Origin of the sequence: Streptomyces sp. NPDC048734 (assembly GCF_043198675.1) — a bacterium.
Taxonomy (GTDB): domain Bacteria; phylum Actinomycetota; class Actinomycetes; order Streptomycetales; family Streptomycetaceae; genus Streptomyces.
Map to the genome: position 1 here is coordinate 261,506 of NZ_JBICUZ010000008.1, position 26,570 is coordinate 288,075.

The 26,570-nt window shown below is 72.8% G+C and carries 27 protein-coding genes and 1 pseudogene; 16 read left to right on the forward strand and 12 right to left on the reverse strand.

Features of this window, described 5'->3' with window-relative positions:
• Positions 1-43: 43 nt before the first annotated feature.
• The 6 genes from ACGFQC_RS22680 to ACGFQC_RS22705 form a co-directional block, all read right to left on the reverse strand.
• Positions 44-2,686: a bifunctional FO biosynthesis protein CofGH gene (locus tag ACGFQC_RS22680; RefSeq protein ID WP_363086697.1), complete on the reverse strand. Its 2,643-nt coding sequence runs from the start codon at positions 2,684-2,686 to the stop codon at positions 44-46.
• A 110-nt stretch (positions 2,687-2,796) separates the two neighbouring features.
• Positions 2,797-3,663 (reverse strand): LLM class F420-dependent oxidoreductase, encoded by an 867-nt coding sequence (locus ACGFQC_RS22685; RefSeq protein ID WP_363086698.1) that lies wholly within the window; start codon positions 3,661-3,663, stop codon positions 2,797-2,799.
• Positions 3,664-4,175: 512 nt separating this feature from the next.
• Positions 4,176-4,589, reverse strand: coding sequence for a cytidine deaminase (locus ACGFQC_RS22690; protein WP_363086699.1), 414 nt, complete (start codon positions 4,587-4,589; stop codon positions 4,176-4,178).
• Positions 4,590-4,737: 148 nt separating this feature from the next.
• Positions 4,738-5,019: a hypothetical protein gene (locus ACGFQC_RS22695; RefSeq protein ID WP_363086700.1), complete on the reverse strand. Its 282-nt coding sequence runs from the start codon at positions 5,017-5,019 to the stop codon at positions 4,738-4,740.
• Positions 5,016-5,291 carry a hypothetical protein gene (locus ACGFQC_RS22700; RefSeq protein WP_363086701.1) on the reverse strand — a complete coding sequence of 92 codons (276 nt, stop codon included), beginning with the start codon at positions 5,289-5,291 and terminating at the stop codon, positions 5,016-5,018. Before ACGFQC_RS22700 ends, ACGFQC_RS22695 begins: the two co-directional genes overlap by 4 nt.
• A gap of 74 nt (positions 5,292-5,365) precedes the next feature.
• Positions 5,366-5,800, reverse strand: a complete 435-nt coding sequence (locus ACGFQC_RS22705) for an ATP-binding protein (RefSeq protein ID WP_363086702.1) — start codon at positions 5,798-5,800, stop codon at positions 5,366-5,368.
• A gap of 201 nt (positions 5,801-6,001) precedes the next feature.
• Here ACGFQC_RS22705 and ACGFQC_RS22710 point away from each other — a divergent pair, with 201 nt between their 5' ends.
• The 6 genes from ACGFQC_RS22710 (at position 6,002) to ACGFQC_RS22735 (ending at position 11,842) form a co-directional block, all read left to right on the forward strand.
• Complete coding sequence (locus ACGFQC_RS22710; protein WP_363086703.1) at positions 6,002-6,853, forward strand: helix-turn-helix transcriptional regulator; 852 nt, start codon at positions 6,002-6,004, stop codon at positions 6,851-6,853.
• A gap of 9 nt (positions 6,854-6,862) precedes the next feature.
• Positions 6,863-7,048 (forward strand): DUF397 domain-containing protein, encoded by a 186-nt coding sequence (locus tag ACGFQC_RS22715; protein ID WP_363086704.1) that lies wholly within the window; start codon positions 6,863-6,865, stop codon positions 7,046-7,048.
• A gap of 114 nt (positions 7,049-7,162) precedes the next feature.
• The gene (locus tag ACGFQC_RS22720) at positions 7,163-7,555 is read left to right on the forward strand and encodes a nitroreductase/quinone reductase family protein (protein WP_363086705.1); all 393 of its coding nucleotides are present in this window, start codon (positions 7,163-7,165) and stop codon (positions 7,553-7,555) included.
• Between the two features lie 212 nt (positions 7,556-7,767).
• A complete protein-coding gene (locus ACGFQC_RS22725; protein WP_363086706.1) occupies positions 7,768-10,737 on the forward strand; it encodes a BTAD domain-containing putative transcriptional regulator in 2,970 nt (989 codons plus the stop codon).
• Between the two features lie 215 nt (positions 10,738-10,952).
• Positions 10,953-11,144 (forward strand): hypothetical protein, encoded by a 192-nt coding sequence (locus ACGFQC_RS22730; protein ID WP_363086707.1) that lies wholly within the window; start codon positions 10,953-10,955, stop codon positions 11,142-11,144.
• Positions 11,145-11,389: 245 nt separating this feature from the next.
• Positions 11,390-11,842: a phospholipase gene (locus tag ACGFQC_RS22735; protein WP_363086708.1), complete on the forward strand. Its 453-nt coding sequence runs from the start codon at positions 11,390-11,392 to the stop codon at positions 11,840-11,842.
• 53 nt (positions 11,843-11,895) lie between these two features.
• Here ACGFQC_RS22735 and ACGFQC_RS22740 read toward each other — a convergent pair whose 3' ends face one another.
• The 3 genes from ACGFQC_RS22740 to ACGFQC_RS22750 form a co-directional block, all read right to left on the reverse strand.
• Positions 11,896-12,495: a hypothetical protein gene (locus ACGFQC_RS22740; protein WP_363086709.1), complete on the reverse strand. Its 600-nt coding sequence runs from the start codon at positions 12,493-12,495 to the stop codon at positions 11,896-11,898.
• Between the two features lie 112 nt (positions 12,496-12,607).
• The gene (locus tag ACGFQC_RS22745) at positions 12,608-14,971 is read right to left on the reverse strand and encodes a serine/threonine-protein kinase (protein WP_363086710.1); all 2,364 of its coding nucleotides are present in this window, start codon (positions 14,969-14,971) and stop codon (positions 12,608-12,610) included.
• 251 nt (positions 14,972-15,222) lie between these two features.
• On the reverse strand, positions 15,223-15,945 hold the full coding sequence (locus tag ACGFQC_RS22750) for a VOC family protein (RefSeq protein ID WP_363086711.1): 723 nt from the start codon (positions 15,943-15,945) through the stop codon (positions 15,223-15,225).
• Between the two features lie 134 nt (positions 15,946-16,079).
• On the opposite strand from ACGFQC_RS22750, the gene ACGFQC_RS22755 reads away from it, so the two are divergent.
• From ACGFQC_RS22755 to ACGFQC_RS22765, 3 genes and pseudogenes are all read left to right on the forward strand, one after another.
• Positions 16,080-16,715 carry a TetR family transcriptional regulator gene (locus ACGFQC_RS22755; RefSeq protein ID WP_363086923.1) on the forward strand — a complete coding sequence of 212 codons (636 nt, stop codon included), beginning with the start codon at positions 16,080-16,082 and terminating at the stop codon, positions 16,713-16,715.
• Between the two features lie 202 nt (positions 16,716-16,917).
• Positions 16,918-17,049, forward strand: a pseudogene (locus ACGFQC_RS22760) (LysE family translocator); the annotation flags it as partial.
• Positions 17,050-17,106: 57 nt separating this feature from the next.
• Positions 17,107-17,781, forward strand: coding sequence for a pyridoxal 5'-phosphate synthase (locus ACGFQC_RS22765; RefSeq protein WP_363086712.1), 675 nt, complete (start codon positions 17,107-17,109; stop codon positions 17,779-17,781).
• A 117-nt stretch (positions 17,782-17,898) separates the two neighbouring features.
• Here ACGFQC_RS22765 and ACGFQC_RS22770 read toward each other — a convergent pair whose 3' ends face one another.
• Positions 17,899-18,225, reverse strand: a complete 327-nt coding sequence (locus ACGFQC_RS22770; protein ID WP_363086924.1) for a GYD domain-containing protein — start codon at positions 18,223-18,225, stop codon at positions 17,899-17,901.
• Positions 18,226-18,475: 250 nt separating this feature from the next.
• Here ACGFQC_RS22770 and ACGFQC_RS22775 point away from each other — a divergent pair, with 250 nt between their 5' ends.
• The 4 genes from ACGFQC_RS22775 (at position 18,476) to ACGFQC_RS22790 (ending at position 20,143) form a co-directional block, all read left to right on the forward strand.
• A complete protein-coding gene (locus ACGFQC_RS22775) occupies positions 18,476-18,907 on the forward strand; it encodes an Asp23/Gls24 family envelope stress response protein (RefSeq protein ID WP_363086713.1) in 432 nt (143 codons plus the stop codon).
• Between the two features lie 63 nt (positions 18,908-18,970).
• Positions 18,971-19,198 carry a hypothetical protein gene (locus ACGFQC_RS22780; protein WP_363086714.1) on the forward strand — a complete coding sequence of 76 codons (228 nt, stop codon included), beginning with the start codon at positions 18,971-18,973 and terminating at the stop codon, positions 19,196-19,198.
• A gap of 123 nt (positions 19,199-19,321) precedes the next feature.
• The gene (locus ACGFQC_RS22785) at positions 19,322-19,939 is read left to right on the forward strand and encodes a DUF5753 domain-containing protein (protein ID WP_363086715.1); all 618 of its coding nucleotides are present in this window, start codon (positions 19,322-19,324) and stop codon (positions 19,937-19,939) included.
• A gap of 9 nt (positions 19,940-19,948) precedes the next feature.
• Positions 19,949-20,143: a hypothetical protein gene (locus ACGFQC_RS22790; protein ID WP_363086716.1), complete on the forward strand. Its 195-nt coding sequence runs from the start codon at positions 19,949-19,951 to the stop codon at positions 20,141-20,143.
• Positions 20,144-20,197: 54 nt separating this feature from the next.
• Here ACGFQC_RS22790 and ACGFQC_RS22795 read toward each other — a convergent pair whose 3' ends face one another.
• Positions 20,198-21,619: an ATP-binding protein gene (locus ACGFQC_RS22795; RefSeq protein WP_363086717.1), complete on the reverse strand. Its 1,422-nt coding sequence runs from the start codon at positions 21,617-21,619 to the stop codon at positions 20,198-20,200.
• Positions 21,620-21,778: 159 nt separating this feature from the next.
• Positions 21,779-22,390: a GNAT family N-acetyltransferase gene (locus ACGFQC_RS22800; RefSeq protein ID WP_363086718.1), complete on the reverse strand. Its 612-nt coding sequence runs from the start codon at positions 22,388-22,390 to the stop codon at positions 21,779-21,781.
• A gap of 179 nt (positions 22,391-22,569) precedes the next feature.
• On the opposite strand from ACGFQC_RS22800, the gene ACGFQC_RS22805 reads away from it, so the two are divergent.
• The 3 genes from ACGFQC_RS22805 to ACGFQC_RS22815 all read left to right on the forward strand — a co-directional run bounded on the left by ACGFQC_RS22805 (position 22,570) and on the right by ACGFQC_RS22815 (position 26,539).
• Positions 22,570-23,214, forward strand: a complete 645-nt coding sequence (locus tag ACGFQC_RS22805) for a hypothetical protein (protein ID WP_363086719.1) — start codon at positions 22,570-22,572, stop codon at positions 23,212-23,214.
• A gap of 254 nt (positions 23,215-23,468) precedes the next feature.
• Positions 23,469-25,079, forward strand: a complete 1,611-nt coding sequence (locus tag ACGFQC_RS22810) for a subtype B tannase (protein ID WP_363086925.1) — start codon at positions 23,469-23,471, stop codon at positions 25,077-25,079.
• Between the two features lie 266 nt (positions 25,080-25,345).
• A complete protein-coding gene (locus ACGFQC_RS22815) occupies positions 25,346-26,539 on the forward strand; it encodes an NAD(P)/FAD-dependent oxidoreductase (RefSeq protein ID WP_363086720.1) in 1,194 nt (397 codons plus the stop codon).
• Positions 26,540-26,570: the final 31 nt, after the last annotated feature.

The window sequence follows — 26,570 nt, forward strand, 5'->3', positions numbered from 1 at the left end:
GGAGCCCGATCATCGTACTGCGAGGCTCCCGGTCCCCCGGCCCTCAGCCCGGCGGATGCCTTGGTCTTCCGGCCTCCCGGCTCCCCGGTCCCCCGGTCCCCCGGTCCAGCACCGGCAGCAGCTCCGGCAGGTGGCCGTCGGACGCCGCGGCTGCCCGCTGCCGCTCCTCGGGGACCTCGCCGTACAGGGTCGTGCGGGGCCTCGCCGGGCGGCCGGCCGCCTCGGCGACCGCGATCAGGTCCCGGACCGACTTGTAGGAGCCGTAGGAGGAGCCCGCCATGCGGGAGATGGTCTCCTCCATCAGGGTGCCGCCGAGGTCGTTCGCCCCGGAGCGGAGCATCTCGGCCGCGCCCTCGGCGCCCAGTTTCACCCAGCTGGTCTGGATGTTCGGGATGTGCGGGTGGAGCAGCAGACGCGCCATCGCCGTGACAGCGCGGTTGTCCCGCACGGTCGGGCCGGGCCGCGCGATGCCCGCCAGGTACACCGGCGCGTTGGTGTGGATGAAGGGGAGCGTCACGAACTCCGTGAAGCCGCCCGTGCGTTGCTGGATCCCGGCCAGGGTGCGCAGGTGACCGAGCCAGTGCCGGGGCTGGTCGACATGGCCGTACATCATCGTCGACGAGGAGCGGATGCCCAGTTCGTGGGCCGTCGTGACGACCTCGATCCAGGTCGCCGTCGGCAGCTTGCCCTTGGTGAGGACCCAGCGGACCTCGTCGTCGAGGATCTCCGCCGCCGTGCCGGGGATCGAGCCGAGCCCGGCCTCCTTCGCGGCGGTGAGCCACTCGCGGATCGACAGGCCGGTGCGGGTGGCGCCGTTGACGACCTCCATCGGCGAGAAGGCGTGCACGTGCATCCCCGGCACCCTCTCCCTCACCGCCTTCGCGATGTCGAAGTACGCCGTGCCGGGCAGGTCCGGGTGGATGCCGCCCTGCATGCAGACCTCCACCGCGCCGACGTCCCAGGCCTGTTGGGCCCGGTCGGCCACCTGCTCCAGGGAGAGCGTGTAGGCGTCGGCGTCGGTGCGGCGCTGCGCGAAGGCGCAGAAACGACAGCCGGTGTAGCAGACGTTGGTGAAGTTGATGTTCCGCGTGACGATGTAGGTGACGTCGTCGCCGACCACCGACCTGCGGACGTCGTCGGCGACGCGGCACAGGGCGTCGAGCGCGGGCCCGTCGGCGTGCAGCAGGGCCAGCGCCTCGTCGTCCGTCAGCTTCGTCGGGTCGTCGGCCGCCGTCGTCAGCGCCTGCCGCACGTCGGTGTCGATGCGCTCCGGTGCCATGCCGGGCGCGGCGGCCTCCCGCAGGGCGCCCCAGTCGCCGTACACCTCGTCGAAGTCGTCGCGGCGGTCGGAGGTGCGGCCGTCGGTGTCGATGGTGCGGTGCAGGTCGGTGCGGCCGGTGGCCTCGAAGGTGTCCTCCGGCTCCTGCCACGGCCGGCCCTCGACGACGGCGTCCGCCGCGGCCAGGCCCGTCTCCGGGTCGGCGAGCGCGCGCACGTGCGGCAGCAGGCGCGGGTCCAGCCACGGCTCGCCGCGCCGCACGAACTCCGGGTAGACGCACAGCCGTTCGCGCATCTCGAAGCCGGCCGCCGCCGACCGCGCCGCGAGTTCGTCGATCTGCGGCCAGGGGCGTTCGGGGTTGACGTGGTCGATGGTGAGCGGGGACACCCCGCCCCAGTCGTCGATGCCCGCGCCGATCAGGCGCTCGTACTCGCTGTCCACCAGGTTGGGCGGGGCCTGGAGGCAGGCGCTCGGGCCCATGAGGTGGCGGGCGACGGCCACCGTCGCCACCAGTTCGTCGAGTTCGGCGTCGGGCATGCCGCGCATCGCCGTGTCCGGCTTGGCGCGGAAGTTCTGGATGATCAGTTCCTGGATGCCGTGGTAGGCGCGGGAGACCTTGCGGAGCGCGAACAGCGACTCGGCGCGCTCCTCGTACGTCTCCCCGATGCCGATCAGGATCCCCGAGGTGAACGGGACCGAGGAGCGGCCGGCGTCCTCGAGGACCCGCAACCGTACGGCCGGTTCCTTGTCCGGGGAGCCGAAGTGCGGGCCGCCGGGCTCGGACCACAGCCGGGTCGCGGTCGTCTCCAGCATCATGCCCATCGACGGGGCGACCGGCTTGAGCCGCTGGAAGTCCGTCCAGGTCATGACGCCCGGGTTGAGGTGCGGCAGCAGGCCGGTCTCCTCCAGGACGCGGACGGAGATCGCGCGGACGTAGGCGATGGTGTCGTCGTAGCCGTGCGCGTCGAGCCACTCGCGCGCCTCGGGCCAGCGGTCCTCGGGCTTGTCACCGAGGGTGATCAGCGCTTCCTTGCAGCCGAGGGCCGCGCCCTTGCGGGCGATGTCGAGCACCTCGTCCGGGGACAGGAACATCCCGTGCCCGGCGCGCCGCAGCTTGCCGGGCACGGTGACGAACGTGCAGTAGTGGCACTTGTCCCGGCACAGCCGGGTCAGCGGGACGAAGACGCTCTTCGAGTACGTGATGACGCCGGGCCGCCCGGCCGCCTCCAGGCCCGCGTCCCGCACCCGGGCGGCGGACGCGGCCAGGTCGACGAGGTGCTCGCCCCGGGCCTGGAGCAGGACCGCCGCCTCGGCGACGTCGAGGGCGACGCCGTCCCGGGCACGTTTGAGGGCGCGACGCAGCGAGTTCTCGGTGGGACCGGTTCCGGAGGTCGCGGAAGTCGTCATCCCTTGAGCATACGTTCGGGCTGATCAGGACCGGCGGGGACGCCGGGCTCGTCCCCCGGTGGCATGCGTTACGCGGTGACACTGGTGGTCGGCCCCCGTGGCGGTCGGCGTCACGCGAGGTCAGCCGCTGCGGGCAGGTAGGGGGCGCACGCGTCGAGGGCCGCGAGGACGTCCGCCTCCCCGGCCGGCGGGAGCTGCACCACGACCTCCTCGATGCCCAGCTCGGCGTAGTGCGCGAGCTTGCCGGGCGAGGGGTGGACGGCGTACGGCACGACCTGGGGACCCGCCGGGTCCCGGCCCGCGTCCGCCCAGGCCGCGCGCAGCACGGGCAGCGACTCGGACAGGCCGCGCCCGCCGATCGGCAGCCAGCCGTCGGCGTACTCGCAGATGTGCGCGAACAGCTTCGGACCGGCGGCACCGCCGACGAGGGTGCGGGGTCCGGTGACGGGGCCGCGCGGCCTCTGCACCGGCTTGGGGTACGCGTGACTGGCCCGCACGCCACCGAACTCGCCCTCGTAAGCGGTGGGTTCCTCGCTCCACAGCGCCCGCATCAACGCCATCCGGTCGCGGACCAGCTCGCGGCGGGTACGCCACTCGACGCCGTGGTCGGCGGCCTCCTCCACGTTCCAGCCGAAGCCGAGCCCGAGGGTGAGGCGGCCGCCGGAGAGGTGGTCCACGGTCGCGATCTGCTTGGCGAGGTCGATCGGGTCGTGCTGCGCGACGAGGGTGATCCCGGTGCCGAGCCCCAGGCGCTCCGTCACGGCCGCCGCCTGCCCGAGGGCGACGAAGGGATCGAGCGTACGGCCGTACTCGGGAGGCAGGTCGCCGCCCGCGGGGTAGGGGGTGGTGCGCTCGACGGGGATGTGCGTGTGCTCGGGGAGGTACAGCCCGGCGAAGCCCCGCTGCTCCAGCTCACGGGCGAGGCGGGTGGGCGTGATCGTCCCGTCGGTGAGGAAGATGGTCACGGCGATGCGCATGGGGCGGCCTTTCGGGGCGGCGGCTCTGGGTGTGCGGTGGTGCGGCTTTCTGGGCGGTGCGGCTCGTGCGGCTGTGCGGTTCGTGCGGCCCCCTCGACGCGGGTGCCGTCGCCGTCATCTGTACCGGGAGACCGGCCCGGTGTCCATACCGACCGGTCGGCATATTGGGGTGCCGCCGGTACGGCACCGCGGGCAGCGGGCATCGCCGGCTTCCGGACGGGCCCCGAAACCGACCCGGTCCCGTCCGCGTCATGACGCTCATGACACAGGGCGGAAGCACGATGGGCGAGGAGCCGGGCCGGGCGGAACTCCTGCTCGCCTTCGCCCTCGCGGCGGCCGTCCCCGTCCTCGTCGGAGGAACGCTGGTCGTCTCCCTCGTGGGACTGACGGTGTGGGCGACGGCACCGCTGCGACGACGCAGACGCTTACGCTCCACCGGCGGTCAGGGCCCCTCCTCGTCAGGCGACGTCCGCCGCCGGCCGAGGAGGCCGGTGCTCGCCGCACGGCACGGGCTACTCGGCGTCGAGCTGGTGGTCGGCCCAGACGTAGGTCTCGGGGAGCAGGTCGGCGACGGGGACCGTGCGGACGCGGTCGTCCGTGCCGACGATGACCCCGATGCCGGGGAAGTAGTCGAGGAGGACCTGGCGGCACCGGCCGCAGGGCGGGACGACCCCGCGGTCGCGGTCGCCCACGGCGACGATCGTGTCCAGCTCGTAGGCGCCCTGGGCGGCCGCCGCGCCGATGAGGACCAGTTCGGCGCAGGGGCCGCCGGTGAAGTGGTAGGCGTTCACCGCGGTGACGATCCGGCCGTCCCGGGCGCGGGCCGCCGCCGCCATGGTGTGGTGGTCGCCCCGGCAGCGGGTGCGGGCGACGTACGCGGCGGCCCGGACGAGCTCGTGGTCTACGGGGGAGGTCTGCGTGGTCATCCGGCGACGTTGGCCCGCGCGCCGAGGCCGCACAAGCGAATTTCGGCGGGCCGGCCCCCTGGCTGCCCGCCCCTCCACCCCGTGGGGCGGGCAGCCCGCCCTCCGAGGCTGCGACGTACGCCGGTGACGGGGTGACCGGCGGTGTAACTCAGTCCACGACCTGTGGATCGCGGAAGTAGTAGACGACGGTGACACCCATGCCGTGAGTGTGCGTGTAGACGACCGTGATCGCCTCGGCCGAGTCGCGGGCGAGGGGCGTCGTGTACGTGTACTCGACGGACGGCGGGCGCCAGCCGGGAATCTCCCGGCCCGCAGCGGGGTCCCGGCCGATGGCCGCGAGTGCTTCCCGGACCACCTCCCGCTCCCCCTCCGTCAGGTCGCCGAACGCCTTCCTCGCAGGCTCGGCCTCCTCCAGCGGGACTCCGTTCACGTACGGCCGCCTTCGGCCCGCGCGTCTTCCAGGGCGGCCATGACCTCGGGCGAGTTCCTGATCAGGATCCGGTGCCGGTAGGCCCGGACGACCGCCGCGGCACCTGCGAAGTCGTCGGTGGGAGCGGCTCCTACGGCTGCCGCCAGTTCCTCCTCGAAGCGTTCCCGGTCGCCCGGAAACCCGTAGCGGCTGAGCGCGCCGCGCAGGTCGTCCACCGTACGGATCTCCGGGAGGGGCATCGCTCCCCAGCCGTGTTCGGGCTGTGCGCTCATGATCTGCTCCTGGTGGGCGGGCCTGGCTCCGGCTTCCAGTATGGCCGCGCCGAGCCCGCGCGGACGGCTCGTCCTCACCACGCCGCCCCACCCACGCAGTCCGCCCACAGCAGCTTGCCGCCGGTCGACGCGCCCAGGTGCCCGAGCGCGGACACTCCGACCTTGTCCGCGCATGCCCGCACGAGGTGGAGGCCTCTGCCGTTCTCGGCGTCCAGGGGCGGGGCCCCCTTGTCCTCCGAGAAGCCGGGCGGGACCCTCGGGTCCGCGTCCCATACGGCGACGCGGACCCGGCCGGGCTCCGGCGACAGGACCCTCAGGGCGTAGAGGCCGGTCGTGTGGCGGTGCGAGTTCGTCAGCAGTTCCGCCGCGAGCAGCTCCGCGGTCGGGGTCAGCTCGGGCAGTTCGTGGGCGGCGAGAATCAGGCGCAGGGCGCCCCTCGCGACACCCGGTGCGCGTGGATCTCGCGGGAGGTGCAGGGTGTAGTTCCAAGGCGGCGATACGGTGGCCATGAGAAGTCTCCGGTCACTGAGGGGAGTTGGACGGGTGCCTGGTGTCTCTGCCGTGGCGTCCCACGGTGCGCTTCCAGACGGAGGCCCTGATGAAAAAGGTAGAGGTCACGCAAAGATGCTTTGCGAGATTTCGAAGAATCTCGGCTTTTTGCCCCTCGTATGGGTGACAAGAGGCGGGGGCGCCCGGCCCGAGGAGACCTCATGACTCCAAGGCCCGCACCAACCGCCCGTCGGGTACGACTCGCGACGGAGCTGCGCAAACTCCGCGAACGAGCGGGGCTGACCTCAACCGAGGCTGCGAAGCTGCTCGGCACCAGTTCGGGTCAACTCAGCAACGTCGAGTCGGCAAGGTTCGGCGTGAGTCCGGAGCGAGTTCGCGCGATGGCCCACGCGTACACCTGCACCGATCAGGAGTTCGTCGAAGCTCTGGTCGACATGGCGAACGACAGGACGCGTGGCTGGTGGGAGACGTTCCGAGAGGTGCTGCCCCCGACGTTCCTGAACATCGCGGAGCTGGAGTTCCACGCCACCGCCCTCCGGTCCGCCAACACCGCACATATCCCGGGCTTGCTTCAGACCACCGACCATGCTCGTGAAATCTTCCGGCAGGTCGTCCCCGAGCTCACACGGTCGGACATCGAGCATCGGGTGAACCACCGGCTTCAGCGCCAGGCGGTACTGGAGCAGAGTGTTCCCACCACGTTCCGCGCAGTCGTCCATGAGGCCGCCCTCCGCGTCCCCGTCGGCGGACCCGCCGTCGCCAAGCACCAGTTGCAGCACCTGGTCGAGCAGAGCGAGCGCGAGCACGTCACCATCCGGGTGATCCCGTTCGCCATCGGCGCCTACCCGGGATCAGGACAGAACGTCCACTACGCGTCGGGGCCTGTGGCCCGCCTCGACACGGTCTCGCTGGACCAGTCTCATGGCCCTGTGCTCGTGGACGCCGAAGCCCAGTTGGAGATGTACCGCGTGCTGCTGGACCGGATGGAGCACGTGTCACTGGAGCCCTCGAAGTCCCGGGACTTCATCCACCACCTCATCCACGACCTGTGAGGGAAGCCGATGCATACGTACACCTGGCAGAAGTCGTCGTACTGCGGTCAGGGCGAATCCTGCGTCCACATAGCCTCCTCCCCCGCCGCCGTCCACCTCACCGAATCCGCCGACCCCGCACGAACCGTCCTCACCACCACCCCCACCGCCTTCGCCGCCCTCCTCGACTCGATCGGCCGGCGGAGCCGGGACTGACCTCGTCGGAGCCGGCCGGCGTCCGCGGTCACCCGCGGCCTTCGTCGCGCAGGCGTCCGGGACGATGGACGTGACAGTTCGACCGGCCTGCCGTACGAAGGAGTCGCACCGACGATGTCCCGCCCCGACGACCGACGGTTCCGCGTCACCACCGCCCTCCAGCGCCGTCTCAACCCGCTGCTGCGGCGCCTGCCCTTCCAGACCGTCGTCGAGACCACCGGCCGGGTCTCCGGTCTGCCCCGGCGCACGCCGGTGGGCGGCCGCCGGGTCGGGGACGTCTTCTGGCTGGTGTCGGAGTTCGGGGAGCGGTCCCAGTACGTGCGCAACATCAAGGCCGATCCGCGGGTACGGGTGCGGATCGGCGGGCGGTGGCACACGGGCACGGCGCGGCTGCTGCCCGACGACGACCCGGTGGCACGGCTGCGCGGCCTGCCCCGGTTCAACAGCGCGGCGGTGCGGGCCCTCGGGACGAACCTGCTGACCGTGCGGGTGGATCTGGACGCCTGATCGACAAGGATGCGGGAAGGCCGATCTGACGCGTCGTCATCGACGGTGCCGGGAGCCTTCGGTGGGCCGCTGCGGACGAAGTGTGCGCAGATCGTGTGGTGGCCGTGTGAACTCCCGTGCGCCGCCCTGTGATCGGCGTCTCCCACGGCTGACGGTCCGGGCAAGTACAGGGCAAACTGACATAGTTGGTCATCATGCCTAGGGGGAGCCCGATGGACGACCGTGTACCGCGCGTGCCGGAGCAGAAGCGTCACGACTCCCACCGGGAGCCGTCGGCGTTGCGCTTCGACGTGCTCGGCCCGGTGCGCGCCCGGCGCGGCGAGGAGCCGCTGGCCACCGGCTCACCCCAGCAACGCGCCCTGCTCGCCGCCCTCCTGCTGCGCGAGGGCCGTACGGCCACCGCCGCCGAGCTGATCGACGCGCTGTGGGGCGAGGAGCCGCCGTCGCAGGCGCTCGCGGCGGTGCGGACGTACGCTTCCCGGCTGCGGAAGGTCCTCGACCCGGGCGTCCTGGTCAGCGAGTCGGGCGGATACGCGGTGCGCGGGCTCGGTGAGGGCGCCCTGGACCTGGCGGTGGCACAGGAGTGGGCCGCCGAGGCGGAGAAGGCGAGGGCGTCCGGTGCCCTCGGCCGGGCGCGGGACCTGCTGAACCGCGCGCTCGGCCTGTGGGACGGGGAGACGCTGGCCGGCGTGCCCGGCCCGTACGCGGAGGCGCAGCGCGTGCGGCTGGAGGAGTGGCGGCTCGGCCTGCTCGAATCCCGCCTGGACCTGGACCTGGAGCAGGGCTGCCACGCGGAGGCCGTCTCCGAACTGACCGCGCTGACGGCGGCGTACCCGCTGCGCGAGCGGCTGCGGGAGCTGCTGATGCTGGCGCTGTACCGCGGTGGCCGGCAGGCGGAGGCCCTCGCCGTGTACGCAGACACCCGGCGCCTGCTGGCGGAGGAGCTCGGCGTCGACCCGAGACCGGGCCTGCGCGAGCTCCAGCGCCGCATCCTCCAGGCCGACCCGGACCTGGCGGAGCCCTCGGCGCCGCAGGCCGAGCCGTCCGCCGCACCGGTGCGGCCCGCGCAACTCCCGGCCACTGTGCCCGACTTCACGGGCCGCTCCGCCTTCGTGACCGAGCTGAGCGAGGTGCTCGCCGGGGCGTCCGGCGAGGGCGGCGGCGGTGGCCGGGTGATGGCCGTGTCGGCGCTGGCGGGCATCGGCGGCGTCGGCAAGACGACCCTCGCCGTGCACGTGGCCCACGGGGCCCGCCCCGCCTTCCCCGACGGGCAGCTCTACATCGACCTCCAGGGTGCCGGCGCGCGGGCCGCCGAACCCGTCACGGTCCTGGGCGCCTTCCTCCGTGCCCTCGGCACCCCCGACTCGGCCGTCCCGGACTCCCTGGAGGAGCGGGCGGCGCTGTACCGCTCGGTGCTGGACGGCCGGCGCGTGCTGGTCCTGCTGGACAACGCCAGGGACGCGGCCCAGGTCCGTCCGCTGCTGCCGGGCACGGAGGGCTGCGCGGCCCTGGTCACCTCGCGGGTGCGGATGGTGGACCTGGCCGGGGCGCACCTCGTCGACCTGGACGTGATGTCGCCCGAGGAGGCCCTCGCGCTCTTCACGAAGATCGTCGGCGAGGAACGGGTGGCGTCGGAGCGCAAGGCCGCGCTGGACGTGGTCGCCGCCTGCGGCTTCCTGCCCCTGGCGATCCGCATCGCCGCGTCCCGGCTGGCCGCCCGGCGCACCTGGACGGTGTCCGTCCTCGCCGCCAAGCTCGCCGACGAACGCCGCCGCCTCGACGAACTCCAGGCCGGCGACCTCGCCGTCAAGGCCACCTTCGAACTCGGCTACGGCCAGCTGGAACCGGCCCAGGCCCGCGCGTTCCGCCTGCTCGGCCTGGCCGACGGCCCCGACGTGTCCCTCGCGGCGGCGGCGGCCGTGCTCGACCTGCCGCCGGAGGAGACCGAGGACCTGCTGGAGTCGCTGGTCGACACCTCCCTCCTGGAGTCGGCCGCGCCGGGCCGCTACCGCTTCCACGACCTGGTCCGCCTCTACGCGCGCGCCTGCGCGGAGCGGGACGAGTGGCCGCCGAGCGAGCGGGGGGCGGCGCTGTCGCGGTTGCTGGACTTCTACCTGGCCACGGCGGCGGGGGTGTACGCGATCGAGCACCCCCGTGACCGGCTGGTCGACGACCTGGAGCCCACCAGCTATCCGGGGCTGGGCTTCGCCGAGGGGGCGGCGGCCCTGGACTGGCTGTACACGGAGGCGGGTCCGCTGCTGGCCTGCGTACGGCAGGCGGCGGGAACGGAGCGGCTGCGCCGGGCCGTCGACCTGCTATGGGCGGCCAAGGACCTGACCGAGTCGGGCGCCGACTCCCACCAGTACGAGACGGCGGCACGGGCCACCTGCGACGCCACCAGGGACATGGGCGACGCGCGGGCGGAGGGCCGGGCACGCACGGTCCTCAGCGACGTCCTCCTGGTCTCCGGCCGCATCCGGCAGGCGGAGGACGAGGCCCGGGTCGCCATGGAGCTGGCGGGGGCCGCGGGAGACGCCACCGCCGTCAGCTGGGTGGCCAACAACCGCGGGCTCGTCTGCCTGCACGAGGGCAGGTTCGGCGACGGCAAGGTCTTCTTCGACCAGGCCCTGGAAGGTCTGCGGGCCGCGGGCAACCGGCCCTTCGAAGCGACCGCCCTGGGCAACCTGTCCCGCGCGTACCTCGGGATGGGCGACACCGACAAGGCCGTCGAGATCGCGCGCCGCGGGCTCGCGGCGCACAGTGAGATCGGCCGGTCGGTGCGGCTGGCCAACAGCCACTTCGCGCTCGGGGTCGCGCTGACCCAGGCCGGCCGTCACGCCGAGGCGCTGACCGAGTTCGCCGACGCCCTGCGCATCTTCAACGAGCACCGGCAGCGACTGTGGGAAGGGGTGACCAACTTCCGGATCGCGCAGGTGCATCTCGCCGCGGGCCGCCCCGCACGGGCGGCGCAGCACGCCGAACTGGCGCTCACCCTGGGCTGCATCGGCGGTGACCGGATGCGGGGGAACGTCCTGACGCTCCTGGGGCGGGCGCTGTCCGCCCTGGCCCAGGCGGACCGGGCCAGAGCGTGCTGGCAGGACGCGCTCACCCTCTACGAGCAGAGCGGCGCACCCGAGTCCGCCGACGTGCGCGGGCTGCTGGCACCCGCGACGGCCGGGTGAACGAAGCGCCCGCGGAAGCCCGGTGACGGACGTTCAGCGTTTGTTTATCGGCACCCGGCACTGTCTTACGGGTCGGACCGTCGCGTCGGGGGGCAGGCGGTCCGGCCGGGAGCCGACCAGTTAGGGTGCGGCTCCGAGCGCCCGTCCGGCAGCACTCGGGGGAGCCTCCGGACGGGCGTTCCTCACACGTCACCACAGCAGAGGAACGCAGCCTCATGGACCAGAAGAAGGACGCGCCCGTCGCACCGCAGAACAACGCGATGCCCACGCCGCCCGCGACGGACGAGACGATCACCACGCTCAACAACGCGATGCCGAGCGAGCCCGCCGCGGAAGAGGCGGTCACCACGCTCAACAACGCGATGCCGGCCCCGCCCGCCCTGGACCTGGGCGGCGGCGGCAAGTAGGGCTTCATCACGACGGGGACCGATCGGCCGCGGCGGCGCGGAGGGGAGCCGCCGCGGCCGAGGTGTGTCCGGCGGTCGCCGCCGGGCCGGCACGAAGCGGTGCGTCATGTTCCGCTCGCCTGCCGCATCGCGGAGTTCACGGAGCCGTCGGCCTGACGGGGTGTGAGCACGTCCCGCACAAGGCAATCATCTTGTCATGCACCTGTTGCCCGAGGGACGGGCAACAGCCGTATGGAGGTGTGGGAATGCACCGCAGACTCGCCACCGCTCTCGCCGCCCCGGCCCTCGCCCTCGGCGCCGTGTTCGTCACCACGACCGCCGCCGAGGCCGCTCCCGCCGACAAGCCCCAGGTCCTCGCGGGCTGGACGCAGACCAGCGCGTCCAGCTACAGCTCGTGGACGGCCGCCCGTTCGAACCAGTCCGCCTGGTCCGCGTACGGCTTCGACTGGTCGACCGACCACTGCTCCTCCTCGCCGGACAACCCGTTCGGCTTCCCCTTCTCCACCTCCTGCGCCCGGCACGACTTCGGCTACCGCAACTACAAGGCCATCGGCGCCTTCGACGCCAACAAGTCCCGCCTCGACAGCGCCTTCCACGAGGACCTCAAGCGCGTGTGCAACAACTACGCCGGCGCCACCAAGACCTCCTGCAACAGCACGGCCTGGACCTACTACCAGGCCGTCCGCGTCCTCGGCTGAGCACACGCGGGGCGCCCGCCGCGCGCCCCGCACCGCTTCCGGGCGCGCCGAGGTCAGCCGCCGGAAAGGGCGTCGGGGGCGGTGGAGGCGACCTCGCAGTGGTCGAGGACCTCGCCCGGCGCACCGCCGTCGAACTCCACCCGGACCCTCTTCGTGCCGTTCGCGGGCACGTTCACCGTCGAACGGGCCTCGTCGATCGCCACCGTGTCCGCGTCCATGAAGAACACGGCGACGTCGAAGTCGCCGGGAGCGCCGTTCGGATTGGCGACCTCGACGGTGGCGTACGGCCGGTCCTTCGTCGCGCAGCTCACCAGCTCCACGGTCGCCGGTTCGGAGGTGGCCTCCGCGGTGGGGGACGACGGCCCGCCCGAACCGCTCGAACCGCCCGACCCGTCGCCGTAGTCGTAGTCGTCGCCGTGGTCGTCGTGGTCGTAGTCGTGGTACCCGCTCGACCCGGACGAGGACGATCCGCCGCCGCTGGACGAACCGTCGTGGTCCTGGCTCGAGCTGCTGCACCCGCCTCCCCCGCCGCCCCCGTGCGAGCCCCCGTGCGTGCTGCTCCCGTGGCCGCGTCCGGTGGAGAAGCCGGTCAGCGCCAGTACCACCAGTGCCGCCGTCACCGTGAGCCTGAGTGTGCGTCCCCGTCGGTCCATGGGGACCAGCCTAGGCACCTGCTGTCACGAGCATGTCACTGTGGGGCGACCGGCCGGTCCCCGGCACGGCGGGGCACGGTGCGTGGCACCGCGGGCCCCGGCGCCCGGGGCGTCACGCCGTCCGCGCCGTGCCCGTGCCCTTCTCCGCGTCCAGGGCGTAGACGCAGCGGTCCTTGCTGCACGCGTAGACGACGCCGTCACGGACCACCGGGGAGCCGGTGATCTCGCCGCCGGTCGCCAGCTTCCAGCGCAGGCGGCCGTCGTCGGCCTTGAGGGTGTAGAGGAGGTGGTCGGTGGAGCCGAAGTGGATGCGGCCCTCGGCCACCACGGGGGTGCCGACGATGTCGCCGCCCGCCTGGAAGCGCCACTTGGGCGTGCCGGTGACGGCGTCGAGGGTGTAGAGGCCCTTGCCGCTGCCCACGTGGACGTGGCCCGCGGCGACCAGCACCGGGTCGACCGAGGAGCGGGCCTCGGTGGCGATGCGCCAGCGGTCGCGGCCGTCGGTGGCGTCGAGGGCGTAGACCGTGCCGAGGTAGTCGGCGAGGTAGACGCCGCCACCCGTGACCGCCGGGCCGGGGACGAAGGTGGGCGGGGAGAGGAAGACCGCGGGGGCCTCGAAGTGCCAGCGGACCATGCCGCTCGCCACGTCGACGGCGAGGACGCGGGTGCCGGCCGAGACGTAGACGTAGCCGTCGGGGGCCGCGGTCACCCGGACCGGGACGCCGCCGCAGGAGGCGGAGTCGCCGATGGGGTACGACCAGCGTTCGTCGCCGGTGCGGGCGTCGAGGGCGCGCAGGCGGGCGTCCTGCCAGAGGTAGACCGTGCCGTCGTGGAGGGCGGGGCCCGCCTCGGGGGACTCGAAGTCGGTCTGGCAGCCGGTGACCTCCCACAGCTTGTGCCCGGTGGAGGCCTCCCAGGCCTGGACGCCGCCGCCGCGGGTGCCGGTGACGACGGTGCCCCGGTCGGCCCTGAGGCAGTACACCCAGGAGTCGGTGGGCAGCCGCCACAGGTCGGTGCCCTCGCGGGCGTCCAGCGCGAACAGGGTGGGGCCGTCGGAGGCGACGACACGGCCGTCCGCCACCGCCATCGACCAGGCCACGTCACGCGTCTTGAAGCGACGCCGGCCGGTGGCCACGTCCAGGGCGTGCACCTCGAAGGAGGTGACGTAGACGAGGTCGCCCGCGACGGCCGGGGTGCCCCACACGTCGTTGGACATGCGGAACCGCCAGGGGCGCCAGCCCGCCGGGGTCACCGCGGCGGCCGGGGGCGCGGCCGTGGGGGCCGGTTCGGCGCCGGCCGCGGTGGGGCGGGGCCGGGACCAGGAGGCGACCAGGCCGGGATCGGGCACGGGCGCCTTGACGGCGGCGGTGGCGCGCACGTCGGCGACCCGCGGGCCGGGGCCGATCGGCACGGCCGCTCCGGCGAGCCGGACGGGCCCCGTGTCGGGGGCGCCGACCGCGACGGGCGCGGGCGCGGTACGGGCGGGGCCGGGCACCACGGGGTCGTGCGCGGGCGGCGGCGGCACGGCGGGGCGGGCCATGCCGACGCCGCGGTGGCTCGGCGCCGCCTTGACGGACGGCCGGCCGCCGCGGCGCGTCTCGATGAGGGTGACCGCCTTCTCGGGCAGCCAGGCCGACGCCGTACCGCTGTCGTCGGAGCCGGAGCCGAACAGGTGCGGGGCCAGCTGGGCCTGGAGGTCGGCGGGGCTGGGCCGGCCGGCGGCCTCCATCTGCATGCAGGAGTCGATGAGCGGGCGCAGCTCGTCCGGGAGGCCGGCCAGGTCGGGGCCCTCGCGCAGCAGCATGAAGACCGTCTCGACCGGGTTGGCGCCGTGGAACGGGGGGTGTCCGGTGGCCGCGAAGACGAGGGTCGAGCCGAGGGAGAAGACGTCACTGGCGCCGGTGACGCTGCGCGAGTCCTTGGCCTGCTCGGGGGACATGTAGGCGGGGGTGCCGACGGCGACGTTCGTCATCGTCAGACGGGTGTTGGAGACGCCGGAGGCGATGCCGAAGTCGATCACCCGGGGGCCGTCCTCGACGACGAGGACGTTGGAGGGCTTCAGGTCGCGGTGGACGAGCCCGGCGCCGTGGATGGAGTGGAGGGCCTCCGCGATGCCCGCCGCCAGCCAGCGCACCGCCTGGGCCGGGAGCGGCCCGCAGTCGTTCACTATCTCCTCGAGGGAGGGCGCGGGCACGTAGGCGGTGGCCAGCCACGGCACGGCGGCCCGCGGATCGGCGTCGACGACCGCGGCCGTGTAGAAGCCGGAGACCGCCCGCGCCGCCTCCACCTCGCGGGTGAAGCGCACCCGGAACAGCTGGTCCTCGGCCAGTTCCGTGCGGACCGTCTTGATCGCCACCCGCCGGCCCGAGGCCGAACGTGCGAGATAGACCAGCCCCATGCCGCCGGCCCCCAGCCGTCCCAGCACCTCGAACGGCCCGATCCGCCGCGGATCGTGCTGCGTCAGCTGATCCACCACTTGCCTGCCACCTCCCCGTACGGGCCGCGCCACCCACATGTGTACGCGACCCCGTGCAGCGTCTCACCACCGCACCGCCGTGGCGGCACGCACCCCGATTCTTCCTGGCCGGGCCACCGGTTGCGAACCCCGTGACAATCGGGGTGTCTCATTTCATATACGCGCAAGTAGGCGCGTGCACAGGTGCCCGGCCCGCACGTACGTCCCCGCACCCGCTCCCGCACCGGCCCCGGCCGCACGCCCGGGACGGCTCAGCGCTGGAGCAGCGCGAACGACGCCCCCTGATTGTCGGTGACGACGGCCACCGTTCCGTACGAGGCGGTGAACGGCCCCGCCTGGACCCGCCCCCCGAGCCTGCTCACCGTACCGAGCACCGCCTCGCAGTCCTCGACGCCGAAGTGGACGAGGAAGTGCGGCGGCATGACCTCGGGGAAGACGTCCGAGACCGGCGCCCGTCCGAAGTCGGGCTCGGCGCCCGGTCCGAACAGGGCCTCGTGGAAGAGGTGGCCGTAGAAGGTGTTGGCGGCCCCGGTGTCACGGGCGTACAGCTGCGCCCAGGCGAACGCGCCGGGTCTGTGCCGCACCCCGAAACCCGGGTGGCCGCCCGCCTGCCACAGGCCGAAGACCGCGCCCTCGGGGTCGGCGGCCAGGGCCGCGACGCCCGCCCCGTCGACCGGCGTCGGCGCGGTCACCACCTGCCCGCCGGCCGTGCGGATGCGGCGCACGGTCGCCTCCGCGTCCGGGGTCGCGAAGGACACCGTCCACACGGTGGGCATCCGGCCGTCCGTCTTGTGGGCGAGCGCGGCGACCGGCTCACCGTCCAGCCGGGCCCACACGGAGGAGCCGTACGCCTCCTCGAAGACCCACCCGAACAGCTCCCCGTAGAACCGCTTGCCCGCGTCCACGTCGGGGAGCTGCGCGTCCACCCAGCAGGGGACGCCCTCCGCGTACACCGGTGCCCTGTTTTCGGCCATACAGCCAACCTAACGGCGCTTCACGCAAGCCGCAGACCAGGCACACCTTCCTCCGGACCCCCGCGCACCCCATTTGCAGTCGGCCGAATCGCGCTCAGATCACCCGTCGGTAAGCTGACGTCATGACAGGACAAGTGCGTACCGTCGACGGCCGCGTGGCCGGTCGGCGCGGGCAGGCGACGCGGCAGAAATTGCTCGACTGCCTCAGCGAGATGCTCAGCTCCTCTCCCTACCGGGACGTCAAGGTCATCGATGTCGCCCGCAAGGCGGGCACTTCACCCGCGACCTTCTACCAGTACTTCCCGGACGTCGAGGGCGCCGTCCTGGAGATCGCGGAGCAAATGGCCGCCGAGAGCGCCGGGTTGACCGAGGTACTGGAGGGGCGGTCCTGGGTCGGCAAGGCCGGCTGGCAGACCGCGCAGCAACTCGTCGACGAGTTCCTGGAGTTCTGGAAGCGCAATGACGCGATCCTGCGCGTCGTCGACCTCGGCGCGGCCGAGGGCGACAAGCGCTTCTACAAGCTCCGCATGAAGATCCTCAACTCGGTGAACAACTCCCTCGCGGACGCCGTCGCCGAGTTGCAGTCCAAGGGCAAGGTCGACAAGGACGTGAACCCGGCCGCGATCGCCGGTTCGCTGGTCGCGATGCTCGCGGCGGTCGCCTCGCACCAGAAGGGTTTCACCGCGTGGGGCGTCAAGCAGGCTGAACTCAAGCCGAACGTGGCGTTGTTGGTGCACCTGGGCATGACGGGCAAGAAGCCGACGAAGTAGCCCGCGGCAGCCGCGACCCTTCTTTTTTCCCACGTCCCCCGTCCTGTCTGGCAGGCGGCGGTCCGTCCGGTGATCCGGACGGACCGCCGCCTGCCGCGTTGTGGGGGCCCGACTCGAGGACGCCCGCGGCACGCGCCGGCCCGAGCCGGTGGGCGGCAGCCCGAGCCGGTGGGCGGCCCGAGCCAGTGGGCGGCCCGAGCCGGTGGGCGGCCTGGCCCGCAGACTGCTGGGTGCCCGCCCGGCGGCGGCCCGCGCGGTCACCCGGACGTCGGGGGCGGCGATGCCGGGGATCGGGGCGCTCCTCCTGGTCCAGCGGCTGGCCATCGGCGGCTGAGCCGGGGCGGGCGGATCTCCCGCGCCCCCCTCGTCCGCCCTGACCGATACTCGGACCATGGGAACGGATGCCACGGATCTTCACGAGCTGCTGAGGTCGCTGCGGGTATGGGACCCGGAGGTGACCGAGCTGCCGCCCTTCGACCCGGCGGCGGCCCCCGCCGAGCCGCTGGCGCTGTTCACCGGCTGGTTCGCCGAGGCGGTCACGGCGGGCGAGCGGGAGCCGCACACCATGACCCTGTCGACCGCGGACGGGGACGGCCTGCCGGACGCGCGGATCGTGATCCTGCACGGCGCGGACGAGGACGGCTGGTCCTTCGGCACGCACGTGACCAGCCGCAAGGGCGGCCAGCTCACGGACCGTCCGTTCGCGGCCCTCACCTTCTACTGGCCCGTGCTGGGCCGCGAGGTGCGCGTGCGCGGCCCGGTGACGGCCGCCCCGGCCGCGGAGGCCCGGGCGGACCTGCACGCCCGGTCGACGGGGGCCCTGGCCGCCGCCCTCACCGGCCGCCAGAGCGAGAGCCTGGCCTCGCTGGAGGAACTGGCGGCCGCGTCGGCCGTCGCCTGGGACGTCGCCCGCGCGAACCCGGCCGCCGAGTCGCCCACCTGGACCCTGTACCGGCTCCGCCCGGACGAGGTGGAGTTCTTCCAGGGCGACGCGGGGCGCCGGCACGTCCGGCTGGCCTACCGGCGGGCCGCGGACGGCTGGTCCCGGGGGCTGCTGTGGCCGTGAGGGTCGGGCGAGGGGGGCGGCGGGCCGCGGGTTCCTGCCGCCTGAACCGGGCCGCGGGTCCTGTTGCCCGGTCCGGGCCCTGTCGCCCGGACCGGGTCGCGGAAGCCGGGCCGGCCGTTACGCGCCGGGAGCCCGGTACTGGACGCGCTGAGCCGTGCGCAGGGCCTTCAGCGTTTCGTCGACGGTCAGCAGGACCGTCGTCTCGAACGAGCTGAGCGCACCGCCCCCGCTGATCGCCAGCGCGACCGCGGCCATGGACACGTCGTCCGGGGCCTCCCACAGGTTGTAGCCGTCGTGGGTGCCGAAGGCGTACCAGAAACCGTGGAGCGTCCCGCCGACGGACTCGATGTACGACTGAGCGGCCCGTGCCCGGTCCTCCGGGTGGTCGATCAGCCGTGCCCAGGTCTGCGGCGTGTAGCTGAACCTCGACAGGTAGAGCGGCATCATGTCTCCCTTTCGTCCCGTCAAGGGATGCCCCGCGAGGCGGGAAGCGCGCCGGCGTCGGGCGCAGCGTCCTCCGAACGGCCGGGAAAATCGCCGAGCGCCCGGGGCACGGCTTTCGGGCACCCCGGGGCGGGGCGCCGACCAGAGCCGCTGAACCGCTCCCTGCTCCATAAATCCGGCGAAATGCACCAAAAAGACTATTATTTCCCTTGTGAGTGCCGCGCGGGCCTCACAAGGGAGGAATGTCCCCATGACCGAGAACACCGGCGTACGACACGGTGGGGCGCCCGCTTCTCGCGGCCGGACGTCCATCGCCGACGTGGTGGTGGAGAAGATCGCCGGAATGGCGGCACGCGACGTGCTCGGCGTCCACGCCCTTGGCAGCGGATTCGCGCGTTCGATGGGATCCGTGCGCGAACGGATGCCCGGCGCCGGTAGCGGCAAGTCCGTCACGCGTGGGGTCAGCGTCGAGGTCGGAGAGCTTCAGGCGGCCATCGATCTGGAGATCGTCGTCGACTACGGCGTCTCGATCACGGACGTGGCCGGTGCGGTGCGGGAGAACGTGATCTCCGCGGTGGAGCGGATGGCGGGCCGGGAAGTCGTCGAGGTCAACATCACGGTCAGCGACGTGAAGCTGCCCGACGAGGAGGACGAGGGCGAGGAGCGGCAACGGATCCAGTAGCCGGGCGGAGCGGCACGCTCGAGCGACGGAGCGCGTGATGAGCCTTGAGCGAAGGAGCGCGTGATGAGCAAGGCCGTGGTGGGCCTGATGGCCGGAATGGCGCTCGGTTTCGCCGCGTATTTCGGCAACTTCTGGACCTTCCTGCTGGTGCTGGGGCTGGGCGTCGTCGGTCTCCTGGTCGGGCGGCTCATGGAAGGTGATCTCGAACCGAGCGACTTCGTCCGCCGCCGGGACCGGCAGGAGCGGATCCGCGACGACCGGCGACGGGCCCGGGGGGACTGGCGGCAGTGACCGGTCGCCGCACGGGGACCGGCCGTGGGAACCGGGTGGCCGTGAGCGGCTGACGGCTCCGCGGTTACGCGGTTACGCGGCACGCTCCTCGAATACCAGTGTGTTGTGGCCGTCGGAGACGACATGCAGGTCCACCGTGACATCCAACGCTCCCGCCAGCCGGACCAGCAGATCGGCGGTGAGGGGCAGCAGGCCACCGAGTTCCACGGTCTCCACCTCGTCCTCGGACATCCCGATCCGCAGCCCCAGCGCGGACCGGGTCAGCCCGAGGACTACGCCCGCGCCGTCTTCTCCGCCGGGCTCCCCGTCATGAGCCGGCTCGAAGTGGAACTGCGCGTCGCCAACCGCATGGCTCGCCGACAGGTCTTCGAGCGACCGACCCCTCTGCCCTACATCGCCTACGTCCACGAGGCCGCGCTGCGCATGCCCTACGGAGGCACCGAGGTGACCCTCGCGCAACTGCACCACCTCGCGGACCAGTCCGAGCGGGACACCGTGGAAGTACGCGTGATCCCCACCAGCGTCAGCGGCTTCCCCGGAGCGGGGCACGCACTGCTGTACGCGGACGGCCCCGTGCCGCAGCTCGACACCGTGCAACTGGACTCGGCTCACGGACCGGAATTCATCGGCTCCGAGGCCCAACTCACGAAGTACCGTGCGCACCTGAACCGGATGGAGGACGCCGCGCTGTCACCGACGGCCTCACGCGACCTCATCCTCGACATCGCCCGCGACCTCTGAGGGACGACCATGAGCACCGAGATCATCTGGGAAGACCCCTACTGCGCCGAAGGCAACAACTGCTTCCGCACAGGCACCGATCCCACCGGCAACGCCTACATCGCCGTCGCCGGACAGGAGGACACCCCCCTCACCGACACCCGCGAAGCCCTCCGCGCCCTCATCCTGGGGATCAAGGCAGGGAAGGCCGACCACCTGCTGTGAGCGGGGCACGCGCCGACCGTCGGCACCCTCGCACGGGACGTACGAGGCGCCGGCTCAGTTCCGGCGCCACGCGGCCAGCAGTTCCTCCGGCCCGTACGTCGCCTGGAGACCGGTGCAGTCGACGCCGCTGCGGGAAACCGCGATCAGCGGCACGGGTTCCTCGGTGACGGCCGCCCGGTGCTTGTGCAGCGCGGCGAGATCACGGCCGTCGAAGGCCGAGTTCTCCAGCCACTTGACCGACCCGAGGAAGAACAACTGCTTGGCGACCGGCCGGCGGTCGGCGCCGACCAGATCGATCTCGACGTCGTTGCTGCGGGTCCAGTACCCGCCGATGACCGGGGCGGCCGGGATGTCCCCGTCAGGGAGCAGGCGGGCGAGCGATTCGCGTACGAGCGGCTCGACGGCCCGGCCGCGCCAGCTCGTCCACTGCCCTTCGATCCGGCTCAGGGTCAGGTCGCCGCGCATGCGCTCGATCTCCGCCATGTGCGGACCGAGGAACGTCAGCCAGAAACGCAGGTACGGATCGGCCACCCGGTAGCGGCGCTCCTTGGACGGCCTGAGGGAGACCGGCAGCTCGGCCGCGACCACGCGCTTCTCCGTCAGGAGGTCCGTGGCCCGGGTGAGGGTCGTGTGGGCGATTCCGCCGGCCGCGCGGGCGATGTTGGTGAACGTGCGCTCGCCGCTGCCGATCGCACGCAGCACTTCCCGGCTCATCGTCTGGGGAGGGAACTCGGCAGCCATCGAGCGTTCGGCGGAGACGAGGAGGGCCGAGATGGGGTTGTCGAGCGAGGTGCGGAGGAATTCCCACAGTGAGGCGCCCTGCGCCCACTCGGCGCAGATCAGGGGCAGCCCACCGGTGACCAGCGCCGCGTCGAAGGCCGCTGCCGGTTCCAGGGCGAGCATGTCACCGATGTCGGCGGGATCGAGCGGCCCCAGGACCATTTCGCGCCCGCGCTGGTGGAAGGGCCGGTCATAGCTGTTGAGCGCCTCCATCATCGACAGGTCGGAGCCGACCAGCAGCAGGAGCACCGGCTTGCGGCTGAGCGACCGGTCCCACGCCCGCTGCAGCATGCCTTCGAAGGCGTCGATCCGCTCCATGAGGTAGGGGACCTCGTCGAACACGACCACACTGGGGCCGTCGTCGGGCAGGATCTCCGCCAGCAGCCGGAACGCGGCGTTCCATTGCGTCGGCACCTCCTCGGCGAAGAGGGACCGTTCCGGCAGCGTGGAGGAAGCGACCGCATCGAGCAACTCGGCCAGCTCGTCCTCGGCCGGTCCCCCTGCCGCGGTGAAGAAGAGGTACGGGACGCCCGCCCGGCTCAGGAACTCCTCGACCAGGCTCGACTTGCCCACGCGACGCCGTCCGCGCAGCAGGACGCACTCTCCGGGCTTCTGGGAACCGCCTCCCCCGGCGACCTTCCCGAGCGCCGCGTCCAGCACCCGCAGCTCCCGCTCCCGCCCGACGAACCGACGCATGCCGCACACTCCATCCAGGGATAGTTTCTCCAGAGAAACTATCCCTGGAGAAACTATCTTTCCGACTACGCCGACGCTCCGGCCATGCGGCTCCGCCGGCGGAAGACGTCTCCTGCGATGCGGGCCGCCCCGTCGCCGCCCCACGTCGGCCGGGTCCGGTCACCCGAGCCCGGCCGGGTCGGGGTCGGGGTCCGTCGCAAGGCGGGCGTGGCCGTGCACGTCCCGCCAGGCGTCGCGGCGGCCGGCCTCCCACATCGCGCCACGCAGGGTGCCCTCGTGGCGGAACCCGCAGCGCTCGGCGATCCGGCAGGACGCCTCGTGGCCGAGGGCGTGGCCCAGCTCCAGCCGGTGCAGGCCGAGCCGGGTGAAGGACCAGTCCGCGGCCAGCCGCAGGGACCGGGTGGCCACCCGCCGGCCGCGGGCCTCGGGCAGGACCCAGTAGCCGACGCGGGCGCAGCCGAAGACGCGGTCGATCGCGTGGAGGCCGACCTGCCCGAGGACCGTCCCGTCCGCCGCGTCCGTGACACAGAGGACTGCCGCGGTCCCGGCCTCCACCGCCGCCGTCCTCGCCAGCAGCGACTCCCGCGCGCCGGCGGTGTCCGTGATGGCCCGCAGCGGGGTGTTCCAGCGCAGGAACTCGGGGTCGAGGTGCGCGCGCAGCCACGCGTCGACGTCGGCGGCGGATTCGGGGTCCCAGGGCCGCAGACGGAGGCCGTGACCGTCGAGCACGGGGGCGGGCGGGCCGTCGTACCGCTCACGGGGGTCGGTCATCCCGCCATTGAACACCGGCTGCTTCCGCACGCACGCCGGAAGCAGCCCGTCTCCTTCGACGCCCATCGAACATATTGTCGCCATTGACCGCGATCGGGTGAATGCCACCGTCCTGGGGCAACCGCGCGACATGCCCACCGGTCACACACCTGCAAGCGACAGACGCCTCAGGGAGCCCCGTGAACCAGCAGAACCCGCAGCCGAACCCGCAGGAGCCGAACCCGCGGCAGCCCGGATGGGGCGGCCCCCAGATGCCGCCCGGTCACAACGGCCAGCCGTTCCAGCCGCTGCCGCCCAAGAAGTCCAGGGGCAAGGCCATCGGGCTGGGCTGCCTCGGGGTCATCGGGCTGTTCGCCGTGGTCGGCATCATCGCCACGGCCGTCAGCGGCGGCGCCGACGACGAGTCCGGCGGTTCCGCGGACGTCGCACCCGCGGCCTCCACCGCCAAGGGCGAACAGCCGGCCACCGAGGCGAAGCCCAGCGACAAAGGGGCCAGGACCGACGAGGCCGAGGAGAAGAAGGCGAAGGTCGTCGTCTTCAAGGTGTGGGGCACCGCCCCCGCCGGCGCGCTGGGCCCCCTGGACATCACCTACGGCTCGGACAGCGACAACCGGCAGGGGAAGTGGAAGGACGGCGGGTTCACGGCGACGCTGCCCCTGAACGACGACGCGCTGTACTACACGGTGACCGCCCAGCTCCAGGGCTCCGGCGACATCGACTGCTCCGTCACGGTCGACGGCCACACCGAGAAGGCCCACGCCGCCGGGGGTTACAACATCTGCCACGCGCAGGCCAACGCCGGCCTCCTCGACGGCTGGGACTGACGGCCGGGACTGACGGCGGCCGGGGTCGCAATCGGCGTTGCCCGCCCCGGCGGGGACCGCCCCGAGGGCCGGTCCCTCGACGACCGTCCGATGAGAGACAGCTGTGCCCCGGCCGTGAAGCTGTGCATCCTCCGTGAAACGCGCCGAATTGTTGGCAATTTTGTCTGCGATCCGGCTACGTTCACTCACGCCAGCACCCGCAGCGAGGGAGTCGAACCGTGAAGCACAGGGCAGTCAAGCGCAGGTCGGTCGTCATGGGGATCGGAGCCACCGCCGGCGCCGCGGCGGTGGGCGGTCTCGCCCTCAGCGCCCAGGCGTCGGCCGGCGGGACCTCGTCCTCGTCCGGCTCGGGCTCCCTGGGCTCCCTGGGCTCCCTGGCCTTCGACCCGGACGCCTACACCGAGCTGACGACCACCGTCACGGACACCGGGGGCACCGAGCACTCCGTGACCTACCACTTCTGGAAGGCGATCACCTACGTCGCCCGGCCGGTGGACGAGAAGTACCAGAGCCTCAACGTCAGCGTCCCGGTGAAGATCGACGGCACCGCGGTGGACGCCTCCAACGCGCCGATCCTGTTCGCGAACTCCGTCGGGGGGTACATGCCGTCCTCCGTCGCGGACGCCACCGGCGTCGGCGGCCCCGCCGGCGGACCCATGGGAGGCGGCGCCCCCGGCGGTTCGGCCGCCCCCACCGCCTCGCCCAGCCCCTCCGCCTCCAACGCGACGGGCGACACCAACGCCACCGGCGGCGCCCTGAACACCAACCAGCTGCTCGCCCTCGCCGCCGGTTACGTCGTCGTCGAGCCCGGCGCCCGCGGCCGTACCCTCAAGAACTCCGCTGGCGAGTACTACGGCGTCGCCCCCGCCGCGATCGTCGACCTCAAGGCCGCCGTGCGGTACGTCCGCGCCAACAAGGGCCGCATCCCCGGCGACACCGACCGGATCGTCTCCGCCGGCACCAGCGCGGGCGGCGCCCTGTCCGCGCTGCTCGGCGCGTCCGGCGACAGCCCGCTCTACGCGCCCTACCTGGAGGAGATCGGCGCGGCCGACGCCTCCGACGCGATCTTCGCGACCGGCGCCTGGTGCCCGATCACCGACCTGGAGCACGCCGACGGCGCCTACGAGTGGAACTGGGGCGCCAACGCCACCTCCGCCGGCGCGGTCGTCGACCAGTCGGTGTCGAAGGAGTTGCGGGCCCGGTTCGCGGAGTACCAGGCCGCCCTCAGGCTCAAGGGACTCGGGGGCTTCGGCACGCTCACCGCCCGCAACTACGACGAGTACCTGGTCGAGCAGTACCTGGAGCCGTCGGCCACCACCCACCTCGCCGCCCTGTCGGACTCGGCGCGGGCGACCTACCTCGCCGCCAACACCTTCATCACCTGGAAGAACGGCCGGGCCTCCTTCTCCTGGGACGACTTCCTCACCCACGTCGGCGCCCGCAAGAAGAACGTCCCGGCGTTCGACGCCTTCGACCTCTCCTCCGGGGAGAACAACGAGTTCGGCAAGGGCACCACGCTCGCCCGGCACTTCACGGCGTACGGCCAGGAGAACGACACGACCGGCCTCACCGCCAAGCGGGTCGACGGCGACATCCCCGAGCTGCTGCGGCTGATGAACCCGATGTACCACCTGGTCGACAAGCCCAACGCCGGCCGCAGCAGGCACTGGTGGATCCGGCTGGGCACCAAGGACTCCGACACGTCGCTGACGGTCTCCGCGAACATCGCCGCCGCCGCGCACGGCCTCGGCGACGACGTGAACCACCTCTACTACTGGGACCGGGGCCACGGCGCCAACACCGACCCGGGCGACTTCATCCAGTGGATCGCCAAGGTGACGGGGCGCAAGGCCAAGCGGAAGTAGTTCCCTTCCCGGCAGCCCCCGACGAGCCCCTGCGGCCTCCGACGAGCCGCCCCTGAACGACGGCGTCCGTTTCCCGTCACAAGAATCGACGCCGTCCTCCGCGACGCCGGACCCCCGCGCACCCGGGCCCGGCGTCGCGGCACGTCCGCCGTCAGGTGACCGGCGTCACCATCCGCACACGCCATTCGCACAGGCGTGATCGATCCGCAACCAATTCCGGTCTTGACCGAGACCCATCAATGCTGTGCGTGATTACGCTCGCGCTCATGGAAGACTCCGCACCGCAGCCGCACCCCTCCGCGACCGGCGCCACGCACACGGCCGACCGCCCGGTCTACGTCATCGGCGGCGGCCCCGGCGGCCTCGCCACCGCGTACGCGCTCCGCGCCCGGGGGATACGCGCCGTCGTGGTGGAGAAGTCCGACCGGGTCGGCGCGTCCTGGCGGCGGCACTACGACCGGCTGCACCTGCACACCACCCGGCGCCGCTCGGCCCTGCCCGGCCTGCCGATGCCCCGCCGCTTCGGACGGTGGGTCGCCCGCGACGACATGGTGCGGTACCTGGAGAAGTACGCCGAACACCACGAGCTGGAGATCGTCACCGGCGTCGAGGTGTCCCGCGTCGAGCGGACCCCCGACGGCACGGGCTGGCTGCTGCACGCCTCCGGGGGGCGCGAGCTGACCGGCGCGGCGGTCGTCGTCGCCACCGGTCACAACCACACCCCCGCGCTGCCCGACTGGCCCGGCCGCGACACCTTCACCGGCGAGCTGACCCACGCCTGCGCCTACCGCAACGGAGCCCCGTACGCGGGCCGGGACGTCCTCGTCGTCGGTGCCGGCAACACCGGTGCCGAGATCGCCGTCGACCTGGTGGAGAGCGGCGCCGGGCGGGTGCGGCTGGCCGTGCGCACGGTCCCGCACATCGTGCGCCGCTCCACCGCCGGCTGGCCGGCCCAGTACAGCGCCATCCTCGTACGGCGGCTGCCCGTCCGGCTCGTCGACCGCGTCGCCCGGTTGCTGGCCGGGGTCAGTGTGCCGGACCTGTCGGCGCAGGGGCTGCCGCGGCCGGACACCGGGCTCTACACCCGCGTCCGCGAAGGGGCGATCCCGGTGCAGGACGTCGGCCTGATCGACGCGGTGCGCACGGGGAAGGTCGAGGTCGTGGCCGCGGTGGACGGCTTCGAGGACGGCGAGGTCGTCCTCGCCGACGGCACCCGCGTCCGGCCGGACGCCGTGATCGCCGCGACCGGCTACGCCCGCGCCCTGGAGGACCTGGTCGGCCACCTCGACGTCCTCGACCCCCGGGGCAGACCGACCGCCCACGGCCCCCGCACGCCGGCCACCGCCCCCGGCCTCTACTTCACCGGCTTCACCACCCCCATCAGCGGCACCCTGCGCGAACTGTCCCTCGACGCGGAACGCATAGCGAAGGCGGTGCGCCGCCGGCTGGGGCGGGGCTGAGGGGACGGGGCGGGGGCGGGCCGGCTCCCCG

Bases quoted from the DNA above. Each gene is read 5' to 3' on its own strand.
- ACGFQC_RS22680 (WP_363086697.1), bottom strand. From the start codon at position 2,686: ATGACGACTTCCGCGACCTCCGGAACCGGTCCCACCGAGAACTCGCTG.
- ACGFQC_RS22685 (WP_363086698.1), bottom strand. From the start codon at position 3,663: ATGCGCATCGCCGTGACCATCTTCCTCACCGACGGGACGATCACGCCC.
- ACGFQC_RS22690 (WP_363086699.1), bottom strand. From the start codon at position 4,589: ATGACCACGCAGACCTCCCCCGTAGACCACGAGCTCGTCCGGGCCGCC.
- ACGFQC_RS22700 (WP_363086701.1), bottom strand. From the start codon at position 5,291: ATGAGCGCACAGCCCGAACACGGCTGGGGAGCGATGCCCCTCCCGGAG.
- ACGFQC_RS22705 (WP_363086702.1), bottom strand. From the start codon at position 5,800: ATGGCCACCGTATCGCCGCCTTGGAACTACACCCTGCACCTCCCGCGA.
- ACGFQC_RS22710 (WP_363086703.1), top strand. From the start codon at position 6,002: ATGACTCCAAGGCCCGCACCAACCGCCCGTCGGGTACGACTCGCGACG.
- ACGFQC_RS22715 (WP_363086704.1), top strand. From the start codon at position 6,863: ATGCATACGTACACCTGGCAGAAGTCGTCGTACTGCGGTCAGGGCGAA.
- ACGFQC_RS22720 (WP_363086705.1), top strand. From the start codon at position 7,163: ATGTCCCGCCCCGACGACCGACGGTTCCGCGTCACCACCGCCCTCCAG.
- ACGFQC_RS22725 (WP_363086706.1), top strand. From the start codon at position 7,768: ATGGACGACCGTGTACCGCGCGTGCCGGAGCAGAAGCGTCACGACTCC.
- ACGFQC_RS22730 (WP_363086707.1), top strand. From the start codon at position 10,953: ATGGACCAGAAGAAGGACGCGCCCGTCGCACCGCAGAACAACGCGATG.
- ACGFQC_RS22735 (WP_363086708.1), top strand. From the start codon at position 11,390: ATGCACCGCAGACTCGCCACCGCTCTCGCCGCCCCGGCCCTCGCCCTC.
- ACGFQC_RS22740 (WP_363086709.1), bottom strand. From the start codon at position 12,495: ATGGACCGACGGGGACGCACACTCAGGCTCACGGTGACGGCGGCACTG.
- ACGFQC_RS22750 (WP_363086711.1), bottom strand. From the start codon at position 15,945: ATGGCCGAAAACAGGGCACCGGTGTACGCGGAGGGCGTCCCCTGCTGG.
- ACGFQC_RS22765 (WP_363086712.1), top strand. From the start codon at position 17,107: ATGGGAACGGATGCCACGGATCTTCACGAGCTGCTGAGGTCGCTGCGG.
- ACGFQC_RS22770 (WP_363086924.1), bottom strand. From the start codon at position 18,225: ATGCCGCTCTACCTGTCGAGGTTCAGCTACACGCCGCAGACCTGGGCA.
- ACGFQC_RS22775 (WP_363086713.1), top strand. From the start codon at position 18,476: ATGACCGAGAACACCGGCGTACGACACGGTGGGGCGCCCGCTTCTCGC.
- ACGFQC_RS22780 (WP_363086714.1), top strand. From the start codon at position 18,971: ATGAGCAAGGCCGTGGTGGGCCTGATGGCCGGAATGGCGCTCGGTTTC.
- ACGFQC_RS22785 (WP_363086715.1), top strand. From the start codon at position 19,322: ATGCAGGTCCACCGTGACATCCAACGCTCCCGCCAGCCGGACCAGCAG.
- ACGFQC_RS22790 (WP_363086716.1), top strand. From the start codon at position 19,949: ATGAGCACCGAGATCATCTGGGAAGACCCCTACTGCGCCGAAGGCAAC.
- ACGFQC_RS22795 (WP_363086717.1), bottom strand. From the start codon at position 21,619: ATGCGTCGGTTCGTCGGGCGGGAGCGGGAGCTGCGGGTGCTGGACGCG.
- ACGFQC_RS22800 (WP_363086718.1), bottom strand. From the start codon at position 22,390: ATGACCGACCCCCGTGAGCGGTACGACGGCCCGCCCGCCCCCGTGCTC.
- ACGFQC_RS22810 (WP_363086925.1), top strand. From the start codon at position 23,469: ATGGGGATCGGAGCCACCGCCGGCGCCGCGGCGGTGGGCGGTCTCGCC.
- ACGFQC_RS22815 (WP_363086720.1), top strand. From the start codon at position 25,346: ATGGAAGACTCCGCACCGCAGCCGCACCCCTCCGCGACCGGCGCCACG.